This is a genomic window from Phycicoccus sp. Root101 (genome assembly GCF_001426245.1).
Classification (GTDB): Bacteria; Actinomycetota; Actinomycetes; order Actinomycetales; family Dermatophilaceae; genus Pedococcus.
In genome coordinates this window covers 223,733-242,916 of the sequence record NZ_LMCM01000001.1, presented here as the reverse complement: position 1 = coordinate 242,916, position 19,184 = coordinate 223,733, and the positions used below count along the sequence as shown (strand labels likewise).

The following is a 19,184-nucleotide window of genomic DNA, read 5'->3' as shown; positions in this document are numbered from 1 at the left end:
GCCATGTACGAGTACAAGGTGGTCCAGGTCCGCGAAGGCCTCATCGGCGGGAAGATGTCGGCCGACAAGCTGGAGAAGGTGCTCAACGAGTGGGCCGCCAAGGGGTGGCAGCTGAAGTCGGTGACCGCCGTCGAGGTGAAGGGCCGGATCGGGCCGGGGGCGACCGAGGGCGTGCTCGTGACGTTCGAGCGCCAGACCGCCTGAGCGATGGCAGCCACGCAGGGGACGCAGCCGTCGGCCCACGCCGCCGACACCCACGACGTCATCACCCATCCCGCCGACACCCACGACGTCATCAGGGTCCAGGGGGCGCGGGAGAACAACCTCAAGGACGTCACGGTCGACCTCCCCAAGCGGCGGCTCACGGTGTTCACCGGGGTCTCCGGCTCGGGGAAGAGCTCGCTGGTCTTCGGCACCATCGCCGCGGAGTCGCAGCGGATGATCAACGAGACGTACAGCACCTTCGTGCAGGGGTTCATGCCCAACCTCGCCAGGCCCGAGGTCGACCTGCTCGACGGCCTGACGACCGCGATCATCGTCGACCAGGAGCGGATGGGCGCGAACCCGCGCTCGACCGTGGGGACCGCGACCGATGCCAACACGATGCTGCGGATCCTGTTCAGCCGCATCGGTTCTCCGCACATCGGGCCGCCGACGGCGTTCGCGTTCAACGTGCCCACCCGGGTGGCGAGCGGCGTCATGCGCACCGACAAGGGCGGCCGTGAGGAGAAGTCGATCGTCCGCGACGCCGTCTACCAGGGCGGCATGTGCTCACGGTGCGAGGGCATGGGGGCGGTCAACGACTTCGACCTGACTGCGATCTACGACGAGACGAAGTCGCTGGCCGACGGCGCCCTGCTCGTGCCGGGCTACAGCATGGACGGGTGGTACGGCCGGATCTTCAGCGGCGCCGGTCTGCCCATGGACAAGCCGGTGGCGAAGTTCACGCCCAAGCAGCTCGACAAGCTGCTGTACGGCGAGCCGGAGAAGATCAGGGTCGACGGGGTCAACCTCACCTACGAGGGCGTCCTGACCAAGGTGCAGAAGTCGATGCTGTCCAAGGACCTCGACGCCATGCAGCCGCACGTGCGGCGGTTCGTCGAACGCGCCGTCACCTTCACGACGTGTCCCGACTGCAAGGGGACCCGCCTGTCGAAGGAGGCGCTGTCCTCGAAGATCCACGGCAAGAACATCGCCGAGCTCTGCGCCATGCAGATCAGCGACCTGGCCGTCTGGCTGCGCGACGTCTCGGAGCCCTCGGTCGCACCGCTGCTGGCGAACCTCCAGCACCTGCTCGACTCGTTCGCCGAGATCGGCCTCGGGTACCTGTCGCTGGACCGTCCTGCCGGGACGCTGTCCGGCGGGGAGGCCCAGCGCACCAAGATGATCCGGCACCTCGGGTCGTCGCTCACCGACGTCACGTACGTCTTCGACGAACCCACGATCGGCCTGCACCCGCACGACATCGCCCGGATGAACCAGCTGCTGCTCCAGCTCCGCGACAAGGGCAACACGGTCCTCGTGGTGGAGCACAAGCCGGAGACGATCGCGATCGCCGACCACGTGGTCGACCTCGGACCGGGGGCCGGCACCGCAGGTGGGAGTGTCTGCTTCGAGGGCACCGTCGAGGAGCTCCGCGCCAGCGACACGACGACCGGCCACCACCTCGACGACCGGGTGCGGCTCAAGGAGACGGTCCGCCGGTCGACCGGGGTGCTGGAGGTGCGGGGGGCGTCGGCGCACAACCTCAAGGACGTCGACGTCGACCTCCCGCTGGGCGTGCTCTGCGTCGTCACCGGTGTCGCCGGGTCCGGCAAGAGCTCGATGATCCACGGCTCGGTCGCCGGTCGCGACGGCGTGGTCGTCGTCGACCAGGGCGCGATCCGCGGTTCACGGCGCAGCAACCCGGCGACCTACACGGGGCTCCTGGAGCCCATCCGCAAGGCGTTCGCCAAGGCCAACGGCGTCAAGCCGGCCCTGTTCAGCTCGAACTCCGAGGGAGCCTGCCCTGCCTGCAACGGCGCCGGGGTCATCTACACCGAGCTCGGGGTGATGGCCACCGTGGAGTCGACCTGCGAGGAGTGCGAGGGACGACGCTTCCAGGCGGCCGTCCTCGAGTACCGGCTCGGCGGCCGCAACATCGCCGAGGTGCTCGCGATGCCGGTGGCAGAGGCGCTCGGCTTCTTCGGCGGGGACGACAGCGAGGCCCGGACCCCGGCGGCGCACAAGGTGCTCGAGCGGCTCGCCGACGTCGGCCTCGGGTACCTCACCCTCGGCCAGCCCCTGACGACGCTCTCGGGGGGTGAGCGCCAGCGCCTGAAGCTGGCCACGCAGATGGCCGAGAAGGGGGACGTCTACATCCTCGACGAACCCACGACCGGCCTGCACCTCGCCGACGTCGACCAGCTGCTCGGGCTGCTCGACCGGCTCGTGGAGTCGGGCAAGTCCGTCATCGTGATCGAGCACCACCAGGCCGTCATGGCCCACGGTGACTGGATCATCGACCTCGGTCCCGGCGCCGGCCACGACGGTGGCCGGGTCGTCTTCGAGGGCACCCCGGCCGACCTCGTCGCGGGCCGGTCCACGCTCACCGGGGAGCACCTCGCCGCCTACGTCGGCGGCTGAGGGGCTCGGCGGCTACGAGTCGCGGACCACGTCCTGCAGGCGGTCCCACTCGTGGTCGATGTGCAGCTCGCGGGCGATGTCGAGCATCGCCGCCCGGAACAACGCACCCGAGCTGATGAAGGCCGGGTGGACGTGCCCGAACACCTCGAGGGTGACGGTGCCGTAGAGGCGGGCCCACGAGCGTTCGAACATCCACATCATCCCCGGCGTCGGGGCACCGAGGGGCCCGACGCCCGGGCCGCCGTGCGCCAGCTTCCCCTGGGTGGGCTGGCCGGCGGCGATCTCGCCCCGCAGGACCGAGACCACGTCGGGGTCGAGGTCGTCGTCGGTGGGGATCGGGAACCGGTAGCGCACCCACAGCCGGCCGAAGATCTCGCTGAAGAACCCGGCGAACAGGTGGGCGCCGCTCTCCTCGGCGGCGCAGTCGTCGAGCGAGGTGATGGGCTGCGGCGACCCCGTCGCGGGGTTCTTCAGCCCGGCGGACGTGGGTGAGGCGAAGGCGAGCTGGAACTCCTCGTGGTTGCCGAGTGCCCAGCGCCGGAACGCCCCTGCCGACGCGACGATCTGGGCGGCCGGGTCGTCATCCGGCTGCTCGTCCCGGGCCGCGACCATGGCTGCCACGACGTCTCCGAAGATCGACCGGGCGACGAGCTGCATCAGCTCGGCGTGGCTGTCGACGTACCGGTACAGGGCCGGGGGAGTCAGCCCCATCTCCTGGGCGACCGCGCGGATGGACACGTCCTCTCCGGCGCGCAGGAGCCGCCGCGAGACCTCGACGATCTCGTCGTAGGTCGCCTGCCGCTGGCGTTCCCGGCGGGTCGGTGCCGTCGTCATCTGGTCGCTGCTCCTCGCTGTCGTCGCCACTCGCCGGTCGTCGCCTTCGTCGTCGCCGACCAGTGCCCCGTCGCCCTTGTCGTCGCCGACCCGTGCCCGTCGTGGCTGTTCACCACAGAGTCAACCATGAACCCTTGACAAGTTAGTTTACGCCCATCACTGTTACTGCCGTAAACATTCGTGATGCAACATCGCAAGGAGTGGTCGGCATGGAGTCCTGGGGAGCATTCGTCGCCCGACGGTCGTGGGCCGTCCTCGTGGCGGGGATCGTCGTCGTGCTGGCCGCGGCGGCATACGGCATCGGGGTGTTCGGCCACCTCGCGAACGGGGGGTTCGACGACCCGGCGACCGACTCCGCGAAGGAGCTGGTCCTCGAGCAGGCCGCCTTCCCGGGGCGGGACACCGACTTGGTCGTCGTCTACTCGAGCCCGACCCTCACGGTGCAGGACCCGGCGTTCGAGCAGGCCGTGACCCGCACGCTCGGCGCCCTCCCGCGGTCCGACGTGGCCGCGACCACGACGTGGTGGTCGACCAGGGCCCCCGACCTGGTGAGCGGTGACCGGCACGCCACCCGGGTGGTCGTCACCCTTGCCGGGGCGACCCAGGACGCCAAGAGCGACAACTGGGAGGCGGTCAAGGACGACCTCCGGGCCCCCGGCCTGGCAACCAGCGTCGGCGGGAAGTGGGCCGTCTTCGGTGACGTCAACGAGCAGGTCTCGCACGACATCGCGCGCGCCGAGTCGATCTCCATGCCGATCGTCTTCGTCCTCAGCCTGCTGATCTTCGGAAGCCTGGCCTCGGCCCTGATGCCCACCCTGGTCGGCGGCATCGCCGTGATGGGGGCGTTCGCCGTCGTGCGCCTGGTCACCGGCATCACCGACGTCTCGGTCTTCTCCATCAACGTCATCACCCTGCTCGGGATGGGCCTGGCGATCGACTACGCGCTGTTCGTCGTCAGCCGGTTCCGCGAGGAGCTCGCCACCCAGCCCGACGAGAGCCGTGCCAGCGTGGCGACGGCGATCAGCCGCACCATGGCGACGGCCGGGCGGACGGTGCTGTTCTCCGGCCTCATCGTCGCCGCGTCCCTCGCCTCGCTGCTCATCTTCCCGCAGAACTTCCTGCGCTCCATGGGCTACGGCGGGGTCGCCGCGGTGCTCGTCGCGATGGCAGCTGCCCTGACCATCCTGCCGGCGCTGCTCGGAGTCCTCGGCCCGCGCATCGAGCTGGGCCGGATGCCGTGGCGGCGCGGCACCCGGGCGCACCGGGCCGACGCGCAGGCGCTGCAGGAGGTCCACGGCACCGACCGCGAGGTCGTCCACGGCGCCTGGGCACGAGTCGCCCACAGCGTCATGCGTCGCCCCGTCGTCTTCCTCGTCGTCATCGTGGTGGGGCTGCTGGCCCTGGGGAGTCCGTTCACCCAGGCGCGCTGGGGCAGTGTCGACGAGCGGGTGCTGCCGGCCAGCTCGCCCAGCCGCCAGGCGGCCGAGCTGCAGGCCGACCTCTTCGGCGGCGAGACCTCGTCGGCGTCCCTCGTCGTCACCGGTGGTGACCCCACCGCCGTCTCCGCGTATGCCGCACAGCTGGGTCGCGTCGACGGCGTCACCGCCGTGCAGCCGACGGGGCGGACGACCTACGAGGGGCAGGCCAGGACCTTGCTGCGGGTGACCTGGCCGGGCAACGGCCAGTCGGCGGCCAGCCAGGACCTGGTCCGAGAGCTGCGCGCCGTCGCGGCACCGGCGGGCAGCACGGTGCTCGTCGGAGGAGCCACCGCCGACGCGGTCGACCTCGTCGACTCCATCGGGGCCCGGCTCCCGTGGATGGCCCTCACGGTGGCGGTGGTCATGCTCGTGCTGCTGTTCGTGGCCTTCGGGTCGGTCGTGCTGCCCCTCAAGGCGATCGTCATGAACGCGGTGTCGATCGGCGCCAGCTTCGGTGTGGTGACTTGGATCTTCCAGGAGGGGCACCTCGCCGGGCTGCTCGGCTTCACCTCCCCGGGGTACCTCGACGTCACCCAGCCCATCCTCATGCTGGCGATCCTGTTCGGGTTGTCGATGGACTACGAGGTGTTCCTGCTCAGCCGGATCCGGGAGGAGTGGGACCGCACCGGCGACAACACGCGGGCCGTCGCAGCCGGGGTGCAGCGCTCGGGGCGCATCATCACCAGTGCGGCGCTGCTGCTCGCGGTCGTCATCGGGGGGTTCGCCACCAGCGGGATCGTGTTCCTCAAGATGATCGGGGTCGGCATGCTCGTGGCGGTGCTCATCGACGCCACGGTCGTGCGCGCCCTGCTCGTCCCGGCCACCATGCGGCTGCTCGGCCGCGCCAACTGGTGGGCCCCCGCCCCGCTGGCGCGGTGGTGGGAGCGCCACGGGCACCGCGAGGAGACCCGCGCGGCGGCTACCGACGCGACCGGGACCTCCGGGACCTCAGGGACCTCCGGGCCCTCGGAGCCGGCTGAACCGCCGGTCCTGCAGCCGGCCGGTTGAGCCGCGGCCCGGTGCTCCCCTCGCGGAGCACCGGGCCGTCGGTCACCCACCAGGTCGCACACCCGGTCGGCCCCCAGCGGCCGCCGGTGGTCCGCCGGTCGCCCGTCCGTTCGCCGCCATCCACCGCGGGCAAACGGCGGCGAACGACGGCGTCCGGCCGCGGGCTGGCTGTAGCACGTCACCCGAGGGGGTACTCGGATTGTCCTGAACACGGCCAAACGGATGACCCCGGGACCGGCTGACGGGACCGATACTGGGGGAGTGCTGGGGAGCGCGTTCACGGGAACGTTGAGAGAAGCCCAAGCCGGGGATGAGCAAGCCTTCACCCGGCTCTGGCGCGACGCCAACCCCTTGGTCATCCGCTACCTGCGCGTCGTGGGTGCCGACGACCCGTACGACGCGGCCTGCGAAGGCTGGATCACCGCGATCCGTGGCCTCATCGGCTTCACCGGCGACGAGTCCGCCTGGCGGGTCTGGATCCTCGCGTGCGCGCGCCTGCGCGCCGAGCAGGGGACGGGGCAGGGGAGCTGGGCCACGGTCACCCCCATCGACCGGCGGGCGTTCTCGCAGGCCACCACCGCCTCCTCCGCCGCCACCGCTGCCACGGCGGCGACAGCGGCTGCGGCCGCGACGATGGCCCGGCGCCGGAGCGACGCCGACGAGTTCGACATCGACGCCCTGCTCGCTGCGTCCCCTGACACCGACCCTGCCCACCGCGGTCTCGGCGACACCATCACCGCCCTGCGCGCCCTGCCCCTGGGCCAGGGCGAGATCCTCGTCCTGCGCCTCGGTGGGGCGCTGCCCGTCCGGGCGGTCTCCGACGTGGTGGGCTCGGACGCCGAGAGCGTGCGCCGCTCCGAGGCTCGCGCGCTCGAGCGCCTGGGTGCCGACGCCGAGCTGCTCACGTGGTCGCTGGACGCGCCGGCCACTCCCGCGGAGCTCGCCGACGAACGCGTCGCGCTGGGGGCGTTCCGCAGCATCCCGCGGCCTCCGGCCTGGTCCGTCCCGCGCACCCGGGTCGTCACGGTCGGCAACGCGCCGGCCCGTCGGGGGGCCAAACGGCCGCACGGCATCGCCAACGCCGCCGGCCGCTCGCGCACCGCCCTGCTCGGCATCGCGACCATCTCGGCCTCGGTCATGTCGCTCGGTGGACTGAGCGCCGCTGCCTACGTCGGTGCCCTTCCCACGGGGGTCCAGCGGCTCATGCACGAAACCATCGGGGCGCCGGCCCCTGGAGCCTCGCGGTCCGGGGCACCGAAGCCGAAGGCGCCCGGTTCGCCGGCTTCGTCCCGTCCGTCCAACGGCATCGGCCGCATCCTCCCCGGCGGCGGGGTCGCCCCGGTCCAGCCGACCGCCGAGGTGACCGCTCCGGGCAAGGGGAAGGGCAAGGGCGGCACGAAGACCGGTTCGCCCAGCCCGACGTCGACCTCCTCCGTCACCGGCTCGGTGCCCCACGGCACGGGGTCGCCCACCCGGGCGCCGTCCACCGGCTCGACCGCGACGTCGGGGGTCCCGAGCTCCCACACGCCGAACTCCCACTCGACCAAGACCAAGGCACCGACGACCAAGGCGCCGAGGACGAAGACCCCGGGCTCGCATCCCACCAAGGGGCCGGCCACCGGGTCGGGCGACTCCACGGTGTCGTCGACCACCGGCCCCAGCGCCACGTCGACGACGGACGTCACGAATCCCTGACGGTCCTGCAGGGCGAGCGCCCGGCCGGACGAACCCCCGGCCGGACGAACCCCCGGCCGGACGAACCCCCAGGAACCACCCATGCCGGGCGTCGCACCCCGCGCGGACCGGGTGGTTTGCTCGTTGCGTCGGTGGCGATCTCGGTGAGATGACCGATGCCGGGGTCGGTCCTCGGGCGCTGCACTGGAACGTGGCCGGCAGCGGGTCGGCCGCACCCGGGGGTGGGGGCGATGGTCAGTGTGGAGCTCGTGCCGATGATCAAGGCACCGCAGGGGTGGCCGGTGGCGCTCGTCGCCACCACGGCGATGGTGGCGCTCGCCGCCCTCGACCTCGCCGGTGCGGTGGCCGCCAAGGAGTGGGCCGAGCACCGGTCGTGGTGGCCGATGCTGCTGGGGCTCCTCGCGTTCGGGGTGCTGTTCTGGGTCTACGCCTCGTCGCTGCAGTACGCCGAGCTCGCCCTCGTCACCATGGGCTGGATCGTCATGCTCCAGGTGGGCCTCGTGGTCGTCGACCGGGTGCGGTACGGCGTCGAGCTGCCCGCAGGGAAGTGGGTGGCGGTCGTCGTCCTGCTCGCGGCGCAGGCCTACCTCGTGCTCGCCCCGGCCGCGTCCCGGACGAGCGCGTCCTGACCGCGACCGCCCTCGGCAGGGCGGTGGTCCTGCTCGCGTAGGCTTCCCGCGTGCTCTTCCCCCTGACCGTGGTCGTCCTCGCCGGTGCGGTGGCCCTGCTCGCGATCGCCGGCTGGTATGCCGCCCGCACCCGCCTCGTCGACGACCGCCTTCTCCTCGTGGCGGCGGTGGTGGAGCTGGGGGTGCTCGTCCAGGCCGCCGTCGCGCTCGCGCACCTCGGCAGCGTCCCCGGGGACGACGCGGAGACGGCGACGTTCGCGGCATACGCGATCACGCTGCCGTTCCTTCCCCCGGTGGCGGTGTTCCTGGCGCTCAAGGAGAAGACCCGCTGGTCGATGGGGGTCGTCGCCGTCGCGGCGTTCGCCGTCGCGGTGATGACCGCCCGCCTCCAACAGATCTGGAACCTCCATGGCTGACGCGCCGCGCTCCACCCGCTCCGGGCCGGGCATCGTGCTCGTCGCCGTGTACGGCCTGCTGGCCCTCGCCGCGACCGGCCGCTCGGTCCTGCAGATCACCGAGTACTTCTCCCGCGCCCCCCTGGCCTACGTGCTGTCGGCGCTGGCTGCGGTCATCTACGTCGTGGCCACGATCGCGCTGGCGCGTGGCGACCGGACCTCACGGCGGGTCGCCACGACGGCCATCACCATCGAGCTCGCCGGGGTGCTGGTGGTGGGCTTGGCGTCGTACCTGGCCACCGACGCGTTCCCCGACAAGACCGTGTGGTCCCACTTCGGCTCCGGGTACGGCTACGTCCCGCTCGTGCTGCCGGTGCTGGGGCTGCTGTGGCTGCGCCGGACCGCGAGCCGGCCCGCCTCGACGGCGCAGGCCGCGGGCGACCCGACGGGCTGATCCTCGACCGACCGGTTCCTGACCGATTCCCGAGCGGCTAGCCCTGGTCGGGCTGGTCCTCGACGGGCTCGAGCAGCAGCACCGGGATCAGCCGGTCGGTCCTGACCTGGTACTCCGCGTAGGGCGGGAAGGCGGCGACGCAGCGCTCCCACCACTGCTCGCGCTCCTCGCCGTCGATCTCGCGGGCCCGGACCGTCCACGTGCGGTCGTCGTCCTGGAGGTCCAGGACCGGGTTCTTGCGGACGTTGGCGTACCACGCCGGGTGCTCCGGAGCGCCGCCCTTGCTGGCCACCGCGGCATACACGCCGTCGTGCTCGACCCGCATGAGCGGCACCTTGCGCACCTTGCCGGAGACGCCGAGCATCGTCAGCATGACCACCTCGCGGTCCTGGACGCTGACCGACCGGGTGGTGCCGGTCTCCTCGATCTTCTCGACCTGCTCACGGACCCACGCGGTGGGACTGGGGACGTACTCACCCTGAATCGTCATGACGCCATGCAAGCACGCGCGCGGGACGACCGCACGACCGGGACCTGTGGACAACGTGCCGGGCACCCGCTCCGGTCCTCCTACCCTCGGGGCCATGACGACGGCAGCGTCGACAGGCGCCACCCCGCAGCCCAGCTCGCGCCTGACCTCGCACCCTGCCCCGGTCTCCACGAGGATCGAGGTGAGCGGTTCCGAGGTCGCCGCGCTGGGCGTGGCGCTGTCGCACGTCGCCACCGACCTGCAGTGGCATGCGGCAGAGGTCGCGGACCGGGCGTGGGCCCTGGGGGTCGGGCACAGCACTGCGGCGCTCGGCGACGTCCTCGGTGACTTCGAGCACCGGCGCCTCGTGCTCGGTCGGGCGCTCGACGACCTCGCGGTCGCGGCCCGCCGGGCCGGCGGTCTCTACGTCGAGGTCGAGGCGGCCGTCGGTGGGATGGTCGACGCCGGACGTACGACGTGAGCAGCTCTGCGGCAGCGGTGCTCGGCCCCGTCGCGGGCGACCCCGCCGGGGTGCGCGGGATCGCAGCGACCCTGTCCGCCGAGGGTGAGCAGCTGGCCGCCCTGGCCCGCACCGCCCGGGGACTCGCCGACCCGGGCGTCGCCGTGTGGTCCTCCCCGGCCGGTGCGGCCTTCGGCCGCAGGTTCGGTGCGGTCCCCGAGGTGCTGGAGCGGGTGGCCCGTCGGTATGCCGTGGCCGCGTCGGCGCTGCGTCGCCTCGCGGACGAGCTCGAGCGGGTGCAGGTCGAGGTGGCGGGGGCGCAGCGGGTCCACCGGGTGGAGTGGGACGCCTTCCTGCGGGCGGGGGAGCTCATGGGGGTCGCGGAGGGCAGCGCGGACCCGGCCCAGCGGGCGCAGGCGGGGAGGTACCGCGCCGAGATGGTGACGCACGGCGAACGCGTGCAGGTCGCGGTGCGGCGCCACGCGGAGGCGCACGACGCCTGGACCGCCGCGGACCGTCGGTGCGCTGCGGTGCTGCGCGGGCTCCTCGACGACGGGCTGGCCGACAGCGGCCTGTACGACGCGCTGACGGGCACCAGCCGCGTGGCAGGAGAGGTGGCGGGTGCCGCAGGGACCCTCGCCCTCGTGCCCCCGCTGCGTCCGCTGGCGGCGGTGGCAGCAGGGTCCGCCGGACTGCAGGTGGCGGCCGATGCGGTGGTGCTCGTCGGGTACGGCGACGGCGACCCGACCCACCTCGCCCTGGCGACGGCGGCCGCGGTGCTGGGGAGCACCGGATCGGTCCTCAAGACCGGTGCCCGGGCGACGAACGCTGCCGTCGTCGGTGCGACCGGCTCGCGGTCGGGGCGCAGCGCGCTGCGGCTCACCGCCCGGGACCGCCTGGCTGCGGGGCTCGCGGAGAACGTCCCCTCGGCCCGGCTCGGTGTGTCCGGCGCGCGCGGGGCCGGGTTCGCGGGGGAACGGCTGGCGCGCAAGGGCGTGCGGCTGGTCGAGGCACCCGCACCACGCGCGCCCCTGCCGTGGACCCGGCCGCCGCGGTCGGCAGCGGCCCTGCGCCCGTGGCTGCACGAGCAGGCCGCAGTACGAGCGGCCACCTGGGCCAAGGTCCGCTGGGTCGACGACCTCACCGCGGTGGCGAGGGCAGAGGGCGCCTCGACGAGCTGGCACGTGGCCGGGGTGGCGGCGGACGGAGTGGCGCGTGGCGTGCACCAGGGCGATGCGGTGAGGGAGCGGCTCCTCGACGCGCGGGAGCAGGCTGACCTGCGCGACAGTGGTACCCGACACCGTTGACCTGTCCTGTATGCCGCAAATAGGGTCCATGGTGCAGAAGCCAGTTTCCGCCATGTGGAATCGTGAGGCATCCCCCCATGGACACCGACGTCCTCGCCCGACGCTTGCGCACCCTCGTGGGTGACCACGCCGTCATCACCGACCGGCAGCAGCTGCGCACCTACGAGTGCGACGGGCTGACGCACTACAAGGTCGTCCCGGCCCTCGTCGTGCTGGCGGAGTGCACCGCGCACGTCGCCGCGGCGGTCACCGAGTGCGCCCGGGCGGGCATCCCGTTCGTGGCCCGCGGCTCGGGGACCGGGCTGTCTGGGGGCGCCCTGCCGCACGCCGACGGTGTCCTCATCGTGCTGAGCAGGATGCGACAGATCCTCGAGGTCGACCGGGCCAACCAGCGCGCGGTCGTCGAGCCCGGGGTCATCAACCTCCAGCTCAGCGACACCACCCGCCCGGAGGGCTACTACTACGCCCCCGACCCCTCGAGCCAGCAGGTCTGCTCCATCGGCGGCAACGTCGCGGAGAACTCCGGGGGAGCGCACTGCCTCAAGTACGGCTTCACCACGAACCACGTCACGGGCCTGGAGTTCGTCACCCCTCAGGGCGAGGTGGTGGAGCTCGGTGGCAAGGCCCCCGACCCGACGGGCTACGACCTGCTCGGTGCGGTCGTCGGCTCGGAGGGCACCCTCGGGGTCGCGACCCGCGTGACCGTCCGCCTGACCCGGACGCCGGAGGACGTGAGCACCCTGCTGGCGGCGTTCGCCTCGACCGACCAGGCCGGGGCCGCCGTGTCGGCGATCATCGGCGCCGGGGTCATCCCGGCGGCCATCGAGATGATGGACGCGCTGGCGATCGAGGCGGCGGAGGCGGCGGTGCACTGCGACTACCCCGCGGGTGCGGGTGCGGTGCTCATCGTGGAGATCGACGGCCCGGCGGTCGACGTGCGGCACGTGTTCGCCGAGGTGGAGCGGCACTGCCGGGAGGCCGACGCCTTCGAGATCCGCATCGCGCAGGACGACGCCGAGCGCGCGCTGTTCTGGAAGGGGCGCAAGTCGGCCTTCGCCGCGGTGGGCCGGATCAGTCCGGACTACATCGTGCAGGACGGGGTCATCCCGCGGACCGCGCTGCCGGAGGTGCTGCGCCGGATCGCTGACCTGTCGACGGAGTCCGGCGTCCGTGTCGCCAACGTCTTCCACGCCGGCGACGGCAACCTGCACCCCCTCGTGCTGTTCGACGAGTCGAAGCCGGGGGAGGGCGAGCGGGCGGAGGAGGTCTCCGGCGCCATCCTCGACCTCTGCATCGAGCACGGGGGCTCGATCACGGGCGAGCACGGGGTCGGCAGCGACAAGGCGAAGTTCATGCCGCGCATGTTCACCGACGACGACCTCGACACCATGCAGCTCGTGCGGTGCGCGTTCGACCCCGAGTCGATCTCCAACCCCGGCAAGATCTTCCCGACGCCTCGCCTCTGCGGTGAACGCCCCGGTCGGCACCAGGGCGTCCACCCGCTGGCCGAGTCCGGCGTGGCGGAGGTCTTCTGATGGGCGTCGTGCCGGACGCACTCCTGCGCGCGTGCGACGGACACGTCACCGAGGCCTCCGACGACGACACGGTCCTCGGTATGGCGCCGCGCTGGGTGGCGTCGCCCGCCACGACGGCGGAGGTCTCGGCCGTCATGTCCGCGGCCTCGGCGTCGGGACTCGCGGTCGTGCCGCGGGGGAGCGGGACCAAGCTGCGCTGGGGGAACGCGCCCCGGAGGCTGGACGTCGTCCTCGACACCACCCGCCTCGACCGCCTCGTCGAGCACGCGGCCGGGGACCTCATCCTGGTCACCGGTGCGGGGCGGCCCCTGGCCACGCTGCAGGAGGACCTTGCCGGATCCGCGCAGCGGCTCGGGATCGACCCGACGCGCAGTGGCACCATCGGCGGGACCGTCGCGACGGGGACGAGTGGCCCGATGCGGTTGCGGCACGGGGCAGTTCGCGACCTCGTCATCGGCATGACGCTCGTGCGCGCGGACGGGGTGGTCGCCAAGAGCGGCGGCAAGGTGGTCAAGAACGTGGCGGGGTACGACCTCGCCAAGCTGCTCACCGGGTCGTTCGGCACGCTCGGTGTCATCACCGAGGTCGCGTTCCGGCTGCACCCCGTCCCGGGGGAGCGGCGCTGGGTGACCGTGTCCGTGGACGGGCCCGACGCGGCGCAGGACGCCGTCCAGTCGCTCGTGCACAGCCAGCAGGTGCCGGTCGCGGTGGAGGTCGACTGGGACGGTGCCACCGGGACGGTCGCGGCGCTGCTCGAGGGCCACGCCGAGGCCACGGAGGAGTGTGCAGCCACCGTGGCCCAGGAGCTGGGCGACGGCGCCCACGTCTCGGGCAGCGCGCCGCCGTGGTGGGGTGAGGACCTGGAACGCGAGGGGCCCCGGGACCGAGGAAGCGGCCGCACCCTGGTCCGGGTCACCCACGAGATCGCCGGGGCGGGGCGACTGCTGCGCGCCACCGGCGACCTCCGGGAGCGTTGCGGCGTCCTCGCGTCCTACCGGGGTTCGCCCGCGGTCGGCGTCGGCTGCGCCGTCCTCGACGGTGAGGCCACGACCGTGGTCGCAGCGGTCGACCACCTGCGGGCCACCGCGGCGGCCCTCGGGGGTGCCGTCGTCGTCCTTGAGGCCCCCGACGCCGTCCGCGACCGCCTCGACGTCTGGGGGCCCGCGACGGCCCTCGACCTGATGCGCTCGGTCAAGCAGCGCTTCGACCCCGGCGGCGTCCTGGCGCCGGGCCGCTTCGTGGGAGGCATCTGATGACGAGCACGACGAACCCTGCCCCCGGGTCCGGTGGACCCATCGACCCCCACCACGCAGGGTCGTTCGACGCGCACCGCCCGCCGTCGGCGGAGCTGCTCGCCGACTGCGTGCACTGCGGCTTCTGCCTGCCGAGCTGCCCGACCTACGTGCTGTGGGGCGAGGAGATGGACTCGCCGCGCGGACGCATCCACCTCATGTCGCAGGTGCGCGAGGGCGAACCCCTGACGCCCGAGGTGGCCGGCCACTTCGACGCCTGCCTCGGCTGCATGGGCTGCGTGACCGCCTGCCCCTCCGGCGTGGAGTACGACGAGCTCATCACCGCGACGCGGGCGCAGGTGGAGCGCAACACCACAAGGCCGCCGGCCCAGCGGCTCCTGCGATCGGCCATCTTCGCCTTGTTCCCCTACCCTCGCCGGCTCCGTGCCCTGCGTGGCCCGCTGCGCCTGCACCAGCGTTCCGGGCTCTCCCGTCTGTTGCGCAGGTCCGGTGTGCTGCAACGGATCTCGCCGCAGCTGGCGGCGATGGAGGCGCTCGCCCCACCCCTCGGCCGCCCGGTGCCGGTCGCCGAGGTCACCCGGGCGCTTGGGGCCAGGCGGGGCACGGTCGGCATGCTCCTCGGCTGCGTGCAGCGCGAGTTCTTCCCCGGCGTCAACGCCGCCACGGCGCGGGTGCTGGCGGCCGAGGGCTTCGACGTCCTCGCCCCGGCGGGGCAGGGGTGCTGTGGCGCCCTCTCGGCGCACAACGGCCGCGAGCCCGAGGCAGCAGCCTTCGCCCGCAGCCTGGTCGACACGTTCGAGGCGGCGGGCGTGGAGCACGTCGTCGTCAACTCCGCGGGGTGCGGCTCCGCGATGAAGGAGTATGCCGCGCTGCTCGCCGACGACCCCGCCTACGCCGCCCGGGCCGAGGCGTTCGAGGCGAAGGTGCGTGACGTCAGCGAGTTCCTCGCCGAGGTCGGACCGGTGGCCACCCGGCACCCGCTCGAGGTGAGCGTCGCCTACCACGACGCCTGCCACCTCGGGCACGCGCAGGGGATCCGCAGCCAGCCGCGGCAGCTGCTCGGCGCCATACCGGGGCTGGAGCTGCGGGAGGTCCCGGACGGGTCGCTGTGCTGTGGCAGCGCGGGGATCTACAACCTGCTCAACCCCGGCACCGCCCAGGAGCTCGGCGACCTCAAGGCGGCCAACGTCCGTCGCACCGGTGCGGACCTGCTCGTCACGGCGAACCCGGGGTGCCTCATGCAGATCCACTCCGCGCTCGAGCGGTCGGGCACCCCCGTGCCCCTCGCCCACACCATCGAGGTGCTCGACGCCTCGATCCGCGGACGACGACCCTCCGACCTCGGCGCCCCGGCGACCGGACGCACCCCCGGGAGGCCGACCACGACCTGACGCGACCCGCCCCACTCCCGTGTCCGCGAGGACACGTCTCACAACGAGGTGACCCATGTACAGACCGGAACTCGACTCCGTCGCCGGCTCGCTGACCATCACCGCCCTCGTGGCGATGCTGCCGCTGCTGACCCTGTTCGTCCTGCTCGGCGTGCTGCGCCTGGCCGCGTGGAAGGCCGCCCTGATCTCGCTGGCGGTCTCGATCGTCGTGGCGCTGACCGCGTACTCGATGCCCGTCGGCGCGACCCTGTCGGCCGGGCTGGAGGGCGCCGCCTTCGGCTTCTTCCCGATCCTGTGGATCGTCATCAACGCCATCTGGGTCTACAACATGACCGTCGAGACGGGGCACTTCGACGTGCTGCGGCGGTCCTTCGCCAAGGTCAGCGACGACCAGCGGATCCAGGCCGTCATCATCGCGTTCTGCTTCGGGGCGCTGCTCGAGGCGCTGGCCGGGTTCGGGACGCCGGTGGCGATCACCAGCGTCATGCTCATCGCCCTGGGGTTCCGCCCGATGAAGGCCGCGGTCGTCGCCCTGGTGGCCAACACGGCCCCCGTCGCGTTCGGGGCGCTGGCCGTGCCGATCACGACGCTCGCCACCGTGAGCGGCGAGTCCGAGCACCACCTCGCCCAGATCGTGGGCCGGCAGACCCCGCTGCTCGGCGTCTTCGTGCCGATGGCGCTGGTCTACATCGTCGACAAGGGCAAGGGCGTCCGGGCGACCCTGCCGGCCACCCTCACGTGCGGGATCGCCTTCGCCGTGGCGCAGTTCGCCACGAGCAACTTCCTGTCGACCCAGCTGACCGACATCGTCGCGGCCCTCGTGGGGGCCCTGTCCGTCGTCGTCCTCCTGCGGGTCTGGCAGCCCTCGGACACCTACGTCGAGACCGAGACCGACGACGACGAGCTCGTCGGGGCCCGCAGCAGCAGCACCGGCGGCGCCGCCCGCTCCACGGGTGCGACCGCCGCCTCGGGCACGCGTCGGGGCGAGGTACGTCGGCACGACGAACCCGTGCCCTCCACCTCGGCCCACGACCTGGCCGCCCGCGACGAGGGCAAGGTCGACAGCACCGGCGAGGTGGTCAAGGCCTACGCGCCGTACCTCATCATCATCGCGTTGTTCATCCTCGCCCAGCTGCCCGGCATCAAGGGAGCGCTGGACGCCCCGACGCGGTCGTTCGGGTGGCCGGGCCTCGACGGGCTGCAGACGGCCTCCGGCAAGGCCTCCACCCTGCCGACGTTCAAGCTCAACTGGCTCAGCGCCGCCGGCACCCTCATGCTCCTCTCCGGCCTGCTGACGATCCCGGCCATCGGCATCTCCCCGGCGAAGGCGCTGCGGGCCTACGGCGCGACCTACCGGCAGCTGGCGTCCGCGATCCTCACCGTGATGGCGGTTCTCGGCCTGGCCTACGTCATGAACGCCTCGGGCCAGACGGCGAGCCTCGGTTCGTGGATGGCGGGTGCGGGCTCGGCGTTCGCCATCCTGTCGCCGATCCTCGGGTGGCTCGGTGTCGCCGTCACCGGCTCCGACACCTCCTCGAACTCGCTCTTCGGCGCGCTGCAGGTCTCGGCGGCCAAGGACGTCGGGCTCAGCCCCGCGCTGATGGCCGCAGCGAACTCGTCCGGCGGGGTGCTCGGCAAGATGATCTCGCCGCAGAACCTCGCCATCGCCGCTGCCGCGGTGGGTCTGTCGGGGCGCGAGGGCGACCTGTTCCGCAAGGTCGTCGGCTGGAGCCTGGGGTTCCTGGCCTTCATGTGCGTGATCGTGTTCCTGCAGTCGACCGCGGTGCTCGGCTGGATGCTGCCCTGACGGGCGGCATGACGCGTTCGTGAGGTTCGGTGGCGGGCGGACCGACCGGTCCGCGATGAGAGACGGGTATGCCGCGTCGGTGACGACGCGGCATACCCTCTCCACAGGTCATGAGTGCCAGCGGAAAGCCCCGGCTCGCTGGCCGGCAACCCTCCTCCGCGGTGGGGTGCCCCGGGTGAGGACCAGGCACACGGCACCTGCCGTGCGCAAGCGCGGGAGACCCCAACCACGTGTCCCGCACCGTTTCTGACGGTGGCGACCTGCAGCACTCCACCCTCGGTGACGGACCACGCCGACGCCGCCCACGCGGCACGAGAGTGAAGGTCAGTGACATGAGCAACGCCAACTGGTCGTTCGAGACCCGCCAGATCCACGTGGGCCAGGAGCCCGACTCGGCCACGGGGGCTCGCGCCCTGCCGATCTACCAGACGACGTCCTACGTCTTCAAGGACACCGAGCACGCGGCGAACCTGTTCGCGCTCAAGGAGTTCGGCAACATCTACACCCGCATCATGAACCCCACGCAGGACGCGGTGGAGCAGCGCGTCGCCTCGTTGGAGGGTGGGGTCGCGGCCCTCCTCGTCGCTTCTGGGCAGGCGGCCGAGACGCTGGCGATCCTCAACATCGCCGAGGCCGGCGACCACGTCGTGGCCAGCCCGTCGCTCTACGGCGGCACCTACAACCTGCTCAAGCACACGCTGCCCAAGTTCGGCATCCAGGTGAGCTTCGTGGCCGACCCCAACGACCTCGAGTCGTGGAAGGCCGCGGTGCAGCCCAACACCAAGCTGTTCTTCGGCGAGACGATCGCGAACCCCAAGTCCGAGGTGCTCGACATCGAAGGTGTCGCGGCCGTCGCCCACGAGGCCGGGGTCCCGCTGATCGTGGACAACACGATCGCCACCCCTTACCTCCTGCGCCCGTTGGAGTGGGGCGCCGACATCGTGGTGCACTCGGCGACCAAGTACCTCGGCGGCCACGGCACCTCGATCGCCGGTGTCATCGTCGACGGCGGCACCTTCGACTACGCCGCCGACCCGGAGAAGTTCCCCAACTTCAACACCCCTGAGGAGAGCTACCACGGGCTGGTCTTCGCCCGGGACCTCGGCGTCGGCAGCCCCCTCGGGGCCAACCTCGCGTTCATCCTCAAGGCCCGGGTCCAGCTGTTGCGCGACCTCGGGCCGTCGGCGTCGCCGTTCAACGCGTTCCTCATCGCCCAGGGGATCGAGACGCTCAGCCTGCGGATCGAGCGCCACCTCGAGAACACCCACAAGGTCGCCGAGTTCCTCCAGGGCCACGACCAGGTCGAGAAGGTCGTCTGGGCGTCGCTGCCCGACCACGAGTCCTACGAGAAGGCGAAGAAGTACACCCCTCGCGGGGCCGGGGCGGTGCTGGCCTTCGAGATCGTCGGCGGGGTCGACGCGGGTCGGCGGTTCGTCGAGGCGCTCCAGCTGCACAGCCACGTCGCCAACATCGGTGACGTGCGGTCGCTGGCCATCCACCCGGCGTCCACGACGCACTCGCAGGGCCCCGACAGCGACCGTCTGGCCGCCGGGGTGACGCCGGGTCTGGTGCGGCTCGCAGTGGGTATCGAGCACATCGACGACATCCTCGCCGACCTCGAGCAGGGCTTCATCTCCGCCAAGGGCGCCTGACCGGCGCGCCGCAGCCGCAGCACGAACCCCCTCGCCCCGACCTCTCGCCCCAACCCCGTGTCCCGACCCTCGCCCCGACCCCGTGTGCAGCAACCTCTGCTAGCAGAGGTTGCTGCACACGGGACAGGTAGCACCGTGGCCCAAGGGCAGCACCCTCTGCTGAGTGGTGCCCGCGCCAGCCCACCGACGTCT

General features: G+C 72.3%; 16 protein-coding genes and 1 riboswitch. Of the genes, 14 read left to right on the top strand and 2 right to left on the bottom strand.

The features are described 5' to 3' along the window. Positions 1 to 3: 3 nt before the first annotated feature. Both ASC58_RS01085 and ASC58_RS01080 read left to right on the top strand, forming a co-directional pair. Positions 4 to 204, top strand: a complete 201-nt coding sequence (locus ASC58_RS01085; RefSeq protein ID WP_056918116.1) for a DUF4177 domain-containing protein — start codon at positions 4 to 6, stop codon at positions 202 to 204. Between the two features lie 3 nt (positions 205 to 207). Then, positions 208 to 2,625 carry an excinuclease ABC subunit UvrA gene (locus tag ASC58_RS01080; protein ID WP_056918115.1) on the top strand — a complete coding sequence of 806 codons (2,418 nt, stop codon included), beginning with the start codon at positions 208 to 210 and terminating at the stop codon, positions 2,623 to 2,625. 12 nt (positions 2,626 to 2,637) lie between these two features. On the opposite strand, the gene ASC58_RS01075 is transcribed toward ASC58_RS01080, so the two are convergent. Then, positions 2,638 to 3,459, bottom strand: a complete 822-nt coding sequence (locus ASC58_RS01075; protein ID WP_056914990.1) for a TetR/AcrR family transcriptional regulator — start codon at positions 3,457 to 3,459, stop codon at positions 2,638 to 2,640. Positions 3,460 to 3,668: 209 nt separating this feature from the next. On the opposite strand from ASC58_RS01075, the gene ASC58_RS01070 reads away from it, so the two are divergent. The 5 genes from ASC58_RS01070 (at position 3,669) to ASC58_RS01050 (ending at position 9,118) form a co-directional block, all read left to right on the top strand. Beyond that, complete coding sequence (locus ASC58_RS01070; RefSeq protein WP_082552820.1) at positions 3,669 to 5,945, top strand: efflux RND transporter permease subunit; 2,277 nt, start codon at positions 3,669 to 3,671, stop codon at positions 5,943 to 5,945. Positions 5,946 to 6,233: 288 nt separating this feature from the next. Then, on the top strand, positions 6,234 to 7,640 hold the full coding sequence (locus ASC58_RS01065; RefSeq protein ID WP_157598318.1) for an RNA polymerase sigma factor: 1,407 nt from the start codon (positions 6,234 to 6,236) through the stop codon (positions 7,638 to 7,640). A 230-nt stretch (positions 7,641 to 7,870) separates the two neighbouring features. After that, positions 7,871 to 8,269: a hypothetical protein gene (locus ASC58_RS01060; protein WP_056914988.1), complete on the top strand. Its 399-nt coding sequence runs from the start codon at positions 7,871 to 7,873 to the stop codon at positions 8,267 to 8,269. 50 nt (positions 8,270 to 8,319) lie between these two features. Next, positions 8,320 to 8,685, top strand: coding sequence for a hypothetical protein (locus tag ASC58_RS01055; RefSeq protein WP_056914987.1), 366 nt, complete (start codon positions 8,320 to 8,322; stop codon positions 8,683 to 8,685). Beyond that, entirely contained in the window at positions 8,678 to 9,118 is a 441-nt protein-coding gene (locus tag ASC58_RS01050; RefSeq protein ID WP_056914986.1) for a hypothetical protein, read from the top strand. Before ASC58_RS01055 ends, ASC58_RS01050 begins: the two co-directional genes overlap by 8 nt. A gap of 37 nt (positions 9,119 to 9,155) precedes the next feature. Here ASC58_RS01050 and ASC58_RS01045 read toward each other — a convergent pair whose 3' ends face one another. Next, positions 9,156 to 9,608, bottom strand: a complete 453-nt coding sequence (locus tag ASC58_RS01045; protein WP_056914985.1) for a nitroreductase family deazaflavin-dependent oxidoreductase — start codon at positions 9,606 to 9,608, stop codon at positions 9,156 to 9,158. Between the two features lie 94 nt (positions 9,609 to 9,702). On the opposite strand from ASC58_RS01045, the gene ASC58_RS01040 reads away from it, so the two are divergent. The 7 genes from ASC58_RS01040 (at position 9,703) to ASC58_RS01010 (ending at position 18,992) form a co-directional block, all read left to right on the top strand. Further along, a complete protein-coding gene (locus tag ASC58_RS01040; RefSeq protein WP_157581334.1) occupies positions 9,703 to 10,068 on the top strand; it encodes a hypothetical protein in 366 nt (121 codons plus the stop codon). Continuing rightward, positions 10,065 to 11,354, top strand: a complete 1,290-nt coding sequence (locus ASC58_RS01035; protein ID WP_056914983.1) for a hypothetical protein — start codon at positions 10,065 to 10,067, stop codon at positions 11,352 to 11,354. The genes ASC58_RS01040 and ASC58_RS01035 overlap by 4 nt, the downstream gene beginning before the upstream one ends. A gap of 77 nt (positions 11,355 to 11,431) precedes the next feature. Then, positions 11,432 to 12,889, top strand: a complete 1,458-nt coding sequence (locus ASC58_RS01030) for an FAD-linked oxidase C-terminal domain-containing protein (protein ID WP_056918113.1) — start codon at positions 11,432 to 11,434, stop codon at positions 12,887 to 12,889. Positions 12,890 to 12,897: 8 nt separating this feature from the next. Next, a complete protein-coding gene (locus ASC58_RS01025) occupies positions 12,898 to 14,142 on the top strand; it encodes an FAD-binding oxidoreductase (RefSeq protein WP_200947699.1) in 1,245 nt (414 codons plus the stop codon). Next, positions 14,142 to 15,533, top strand: coding sequence for a (Fe-S)-binding protein (locus tag ASC58_RS01020; protein ID WP_082552819.1), 1,392 nt, complete (start codon positions 14,142 to 14,144; stop codon positions 15,531 to 15,533). The genes ASC58_RS01025 and ASC58_RS01020 overlap by 1 nt, the downstream gene beginning before the upstream one ends. A gap of 55 nt (positions 15,534 to 15,588) precedes the next feature. Then, positions 15,589 to 17,340: an L-lactate permease gene (locus ASC58_RS01015; RefSeq protein ID WP_056918111.1), complete on the top strand. Its 1,752-nt coding sequence runs from the start codon at positions 15,589 to 15,591 to the stop codon at positions 17,338 to 17,340. 106 nt (positions 17,341 to 17,446) lie between these two features. Beyond that, positions 17,447 to 17,559: riboswitch (SAM riboswitch) on the top strand. A 113-nt stretch (positions 17,560 to 17,672) separates the two neighbouring features. Next, positions 17,673 to 18,992: a bifunctional o-acetylhomoserine/o-acetylserine sulfhydrylase gene (locus tag ASC58_RS01010; protein WP_056918110.1), complete on the top strand. Its 1,320-nt coding sequence runs from the start codon at positions 17,673 to 17,675 to the stop codon at positions 18,990 to 18,992. The last annotated feature ends 192 nt before the right edge of the window (positions 18,993 to 19,184 follow it).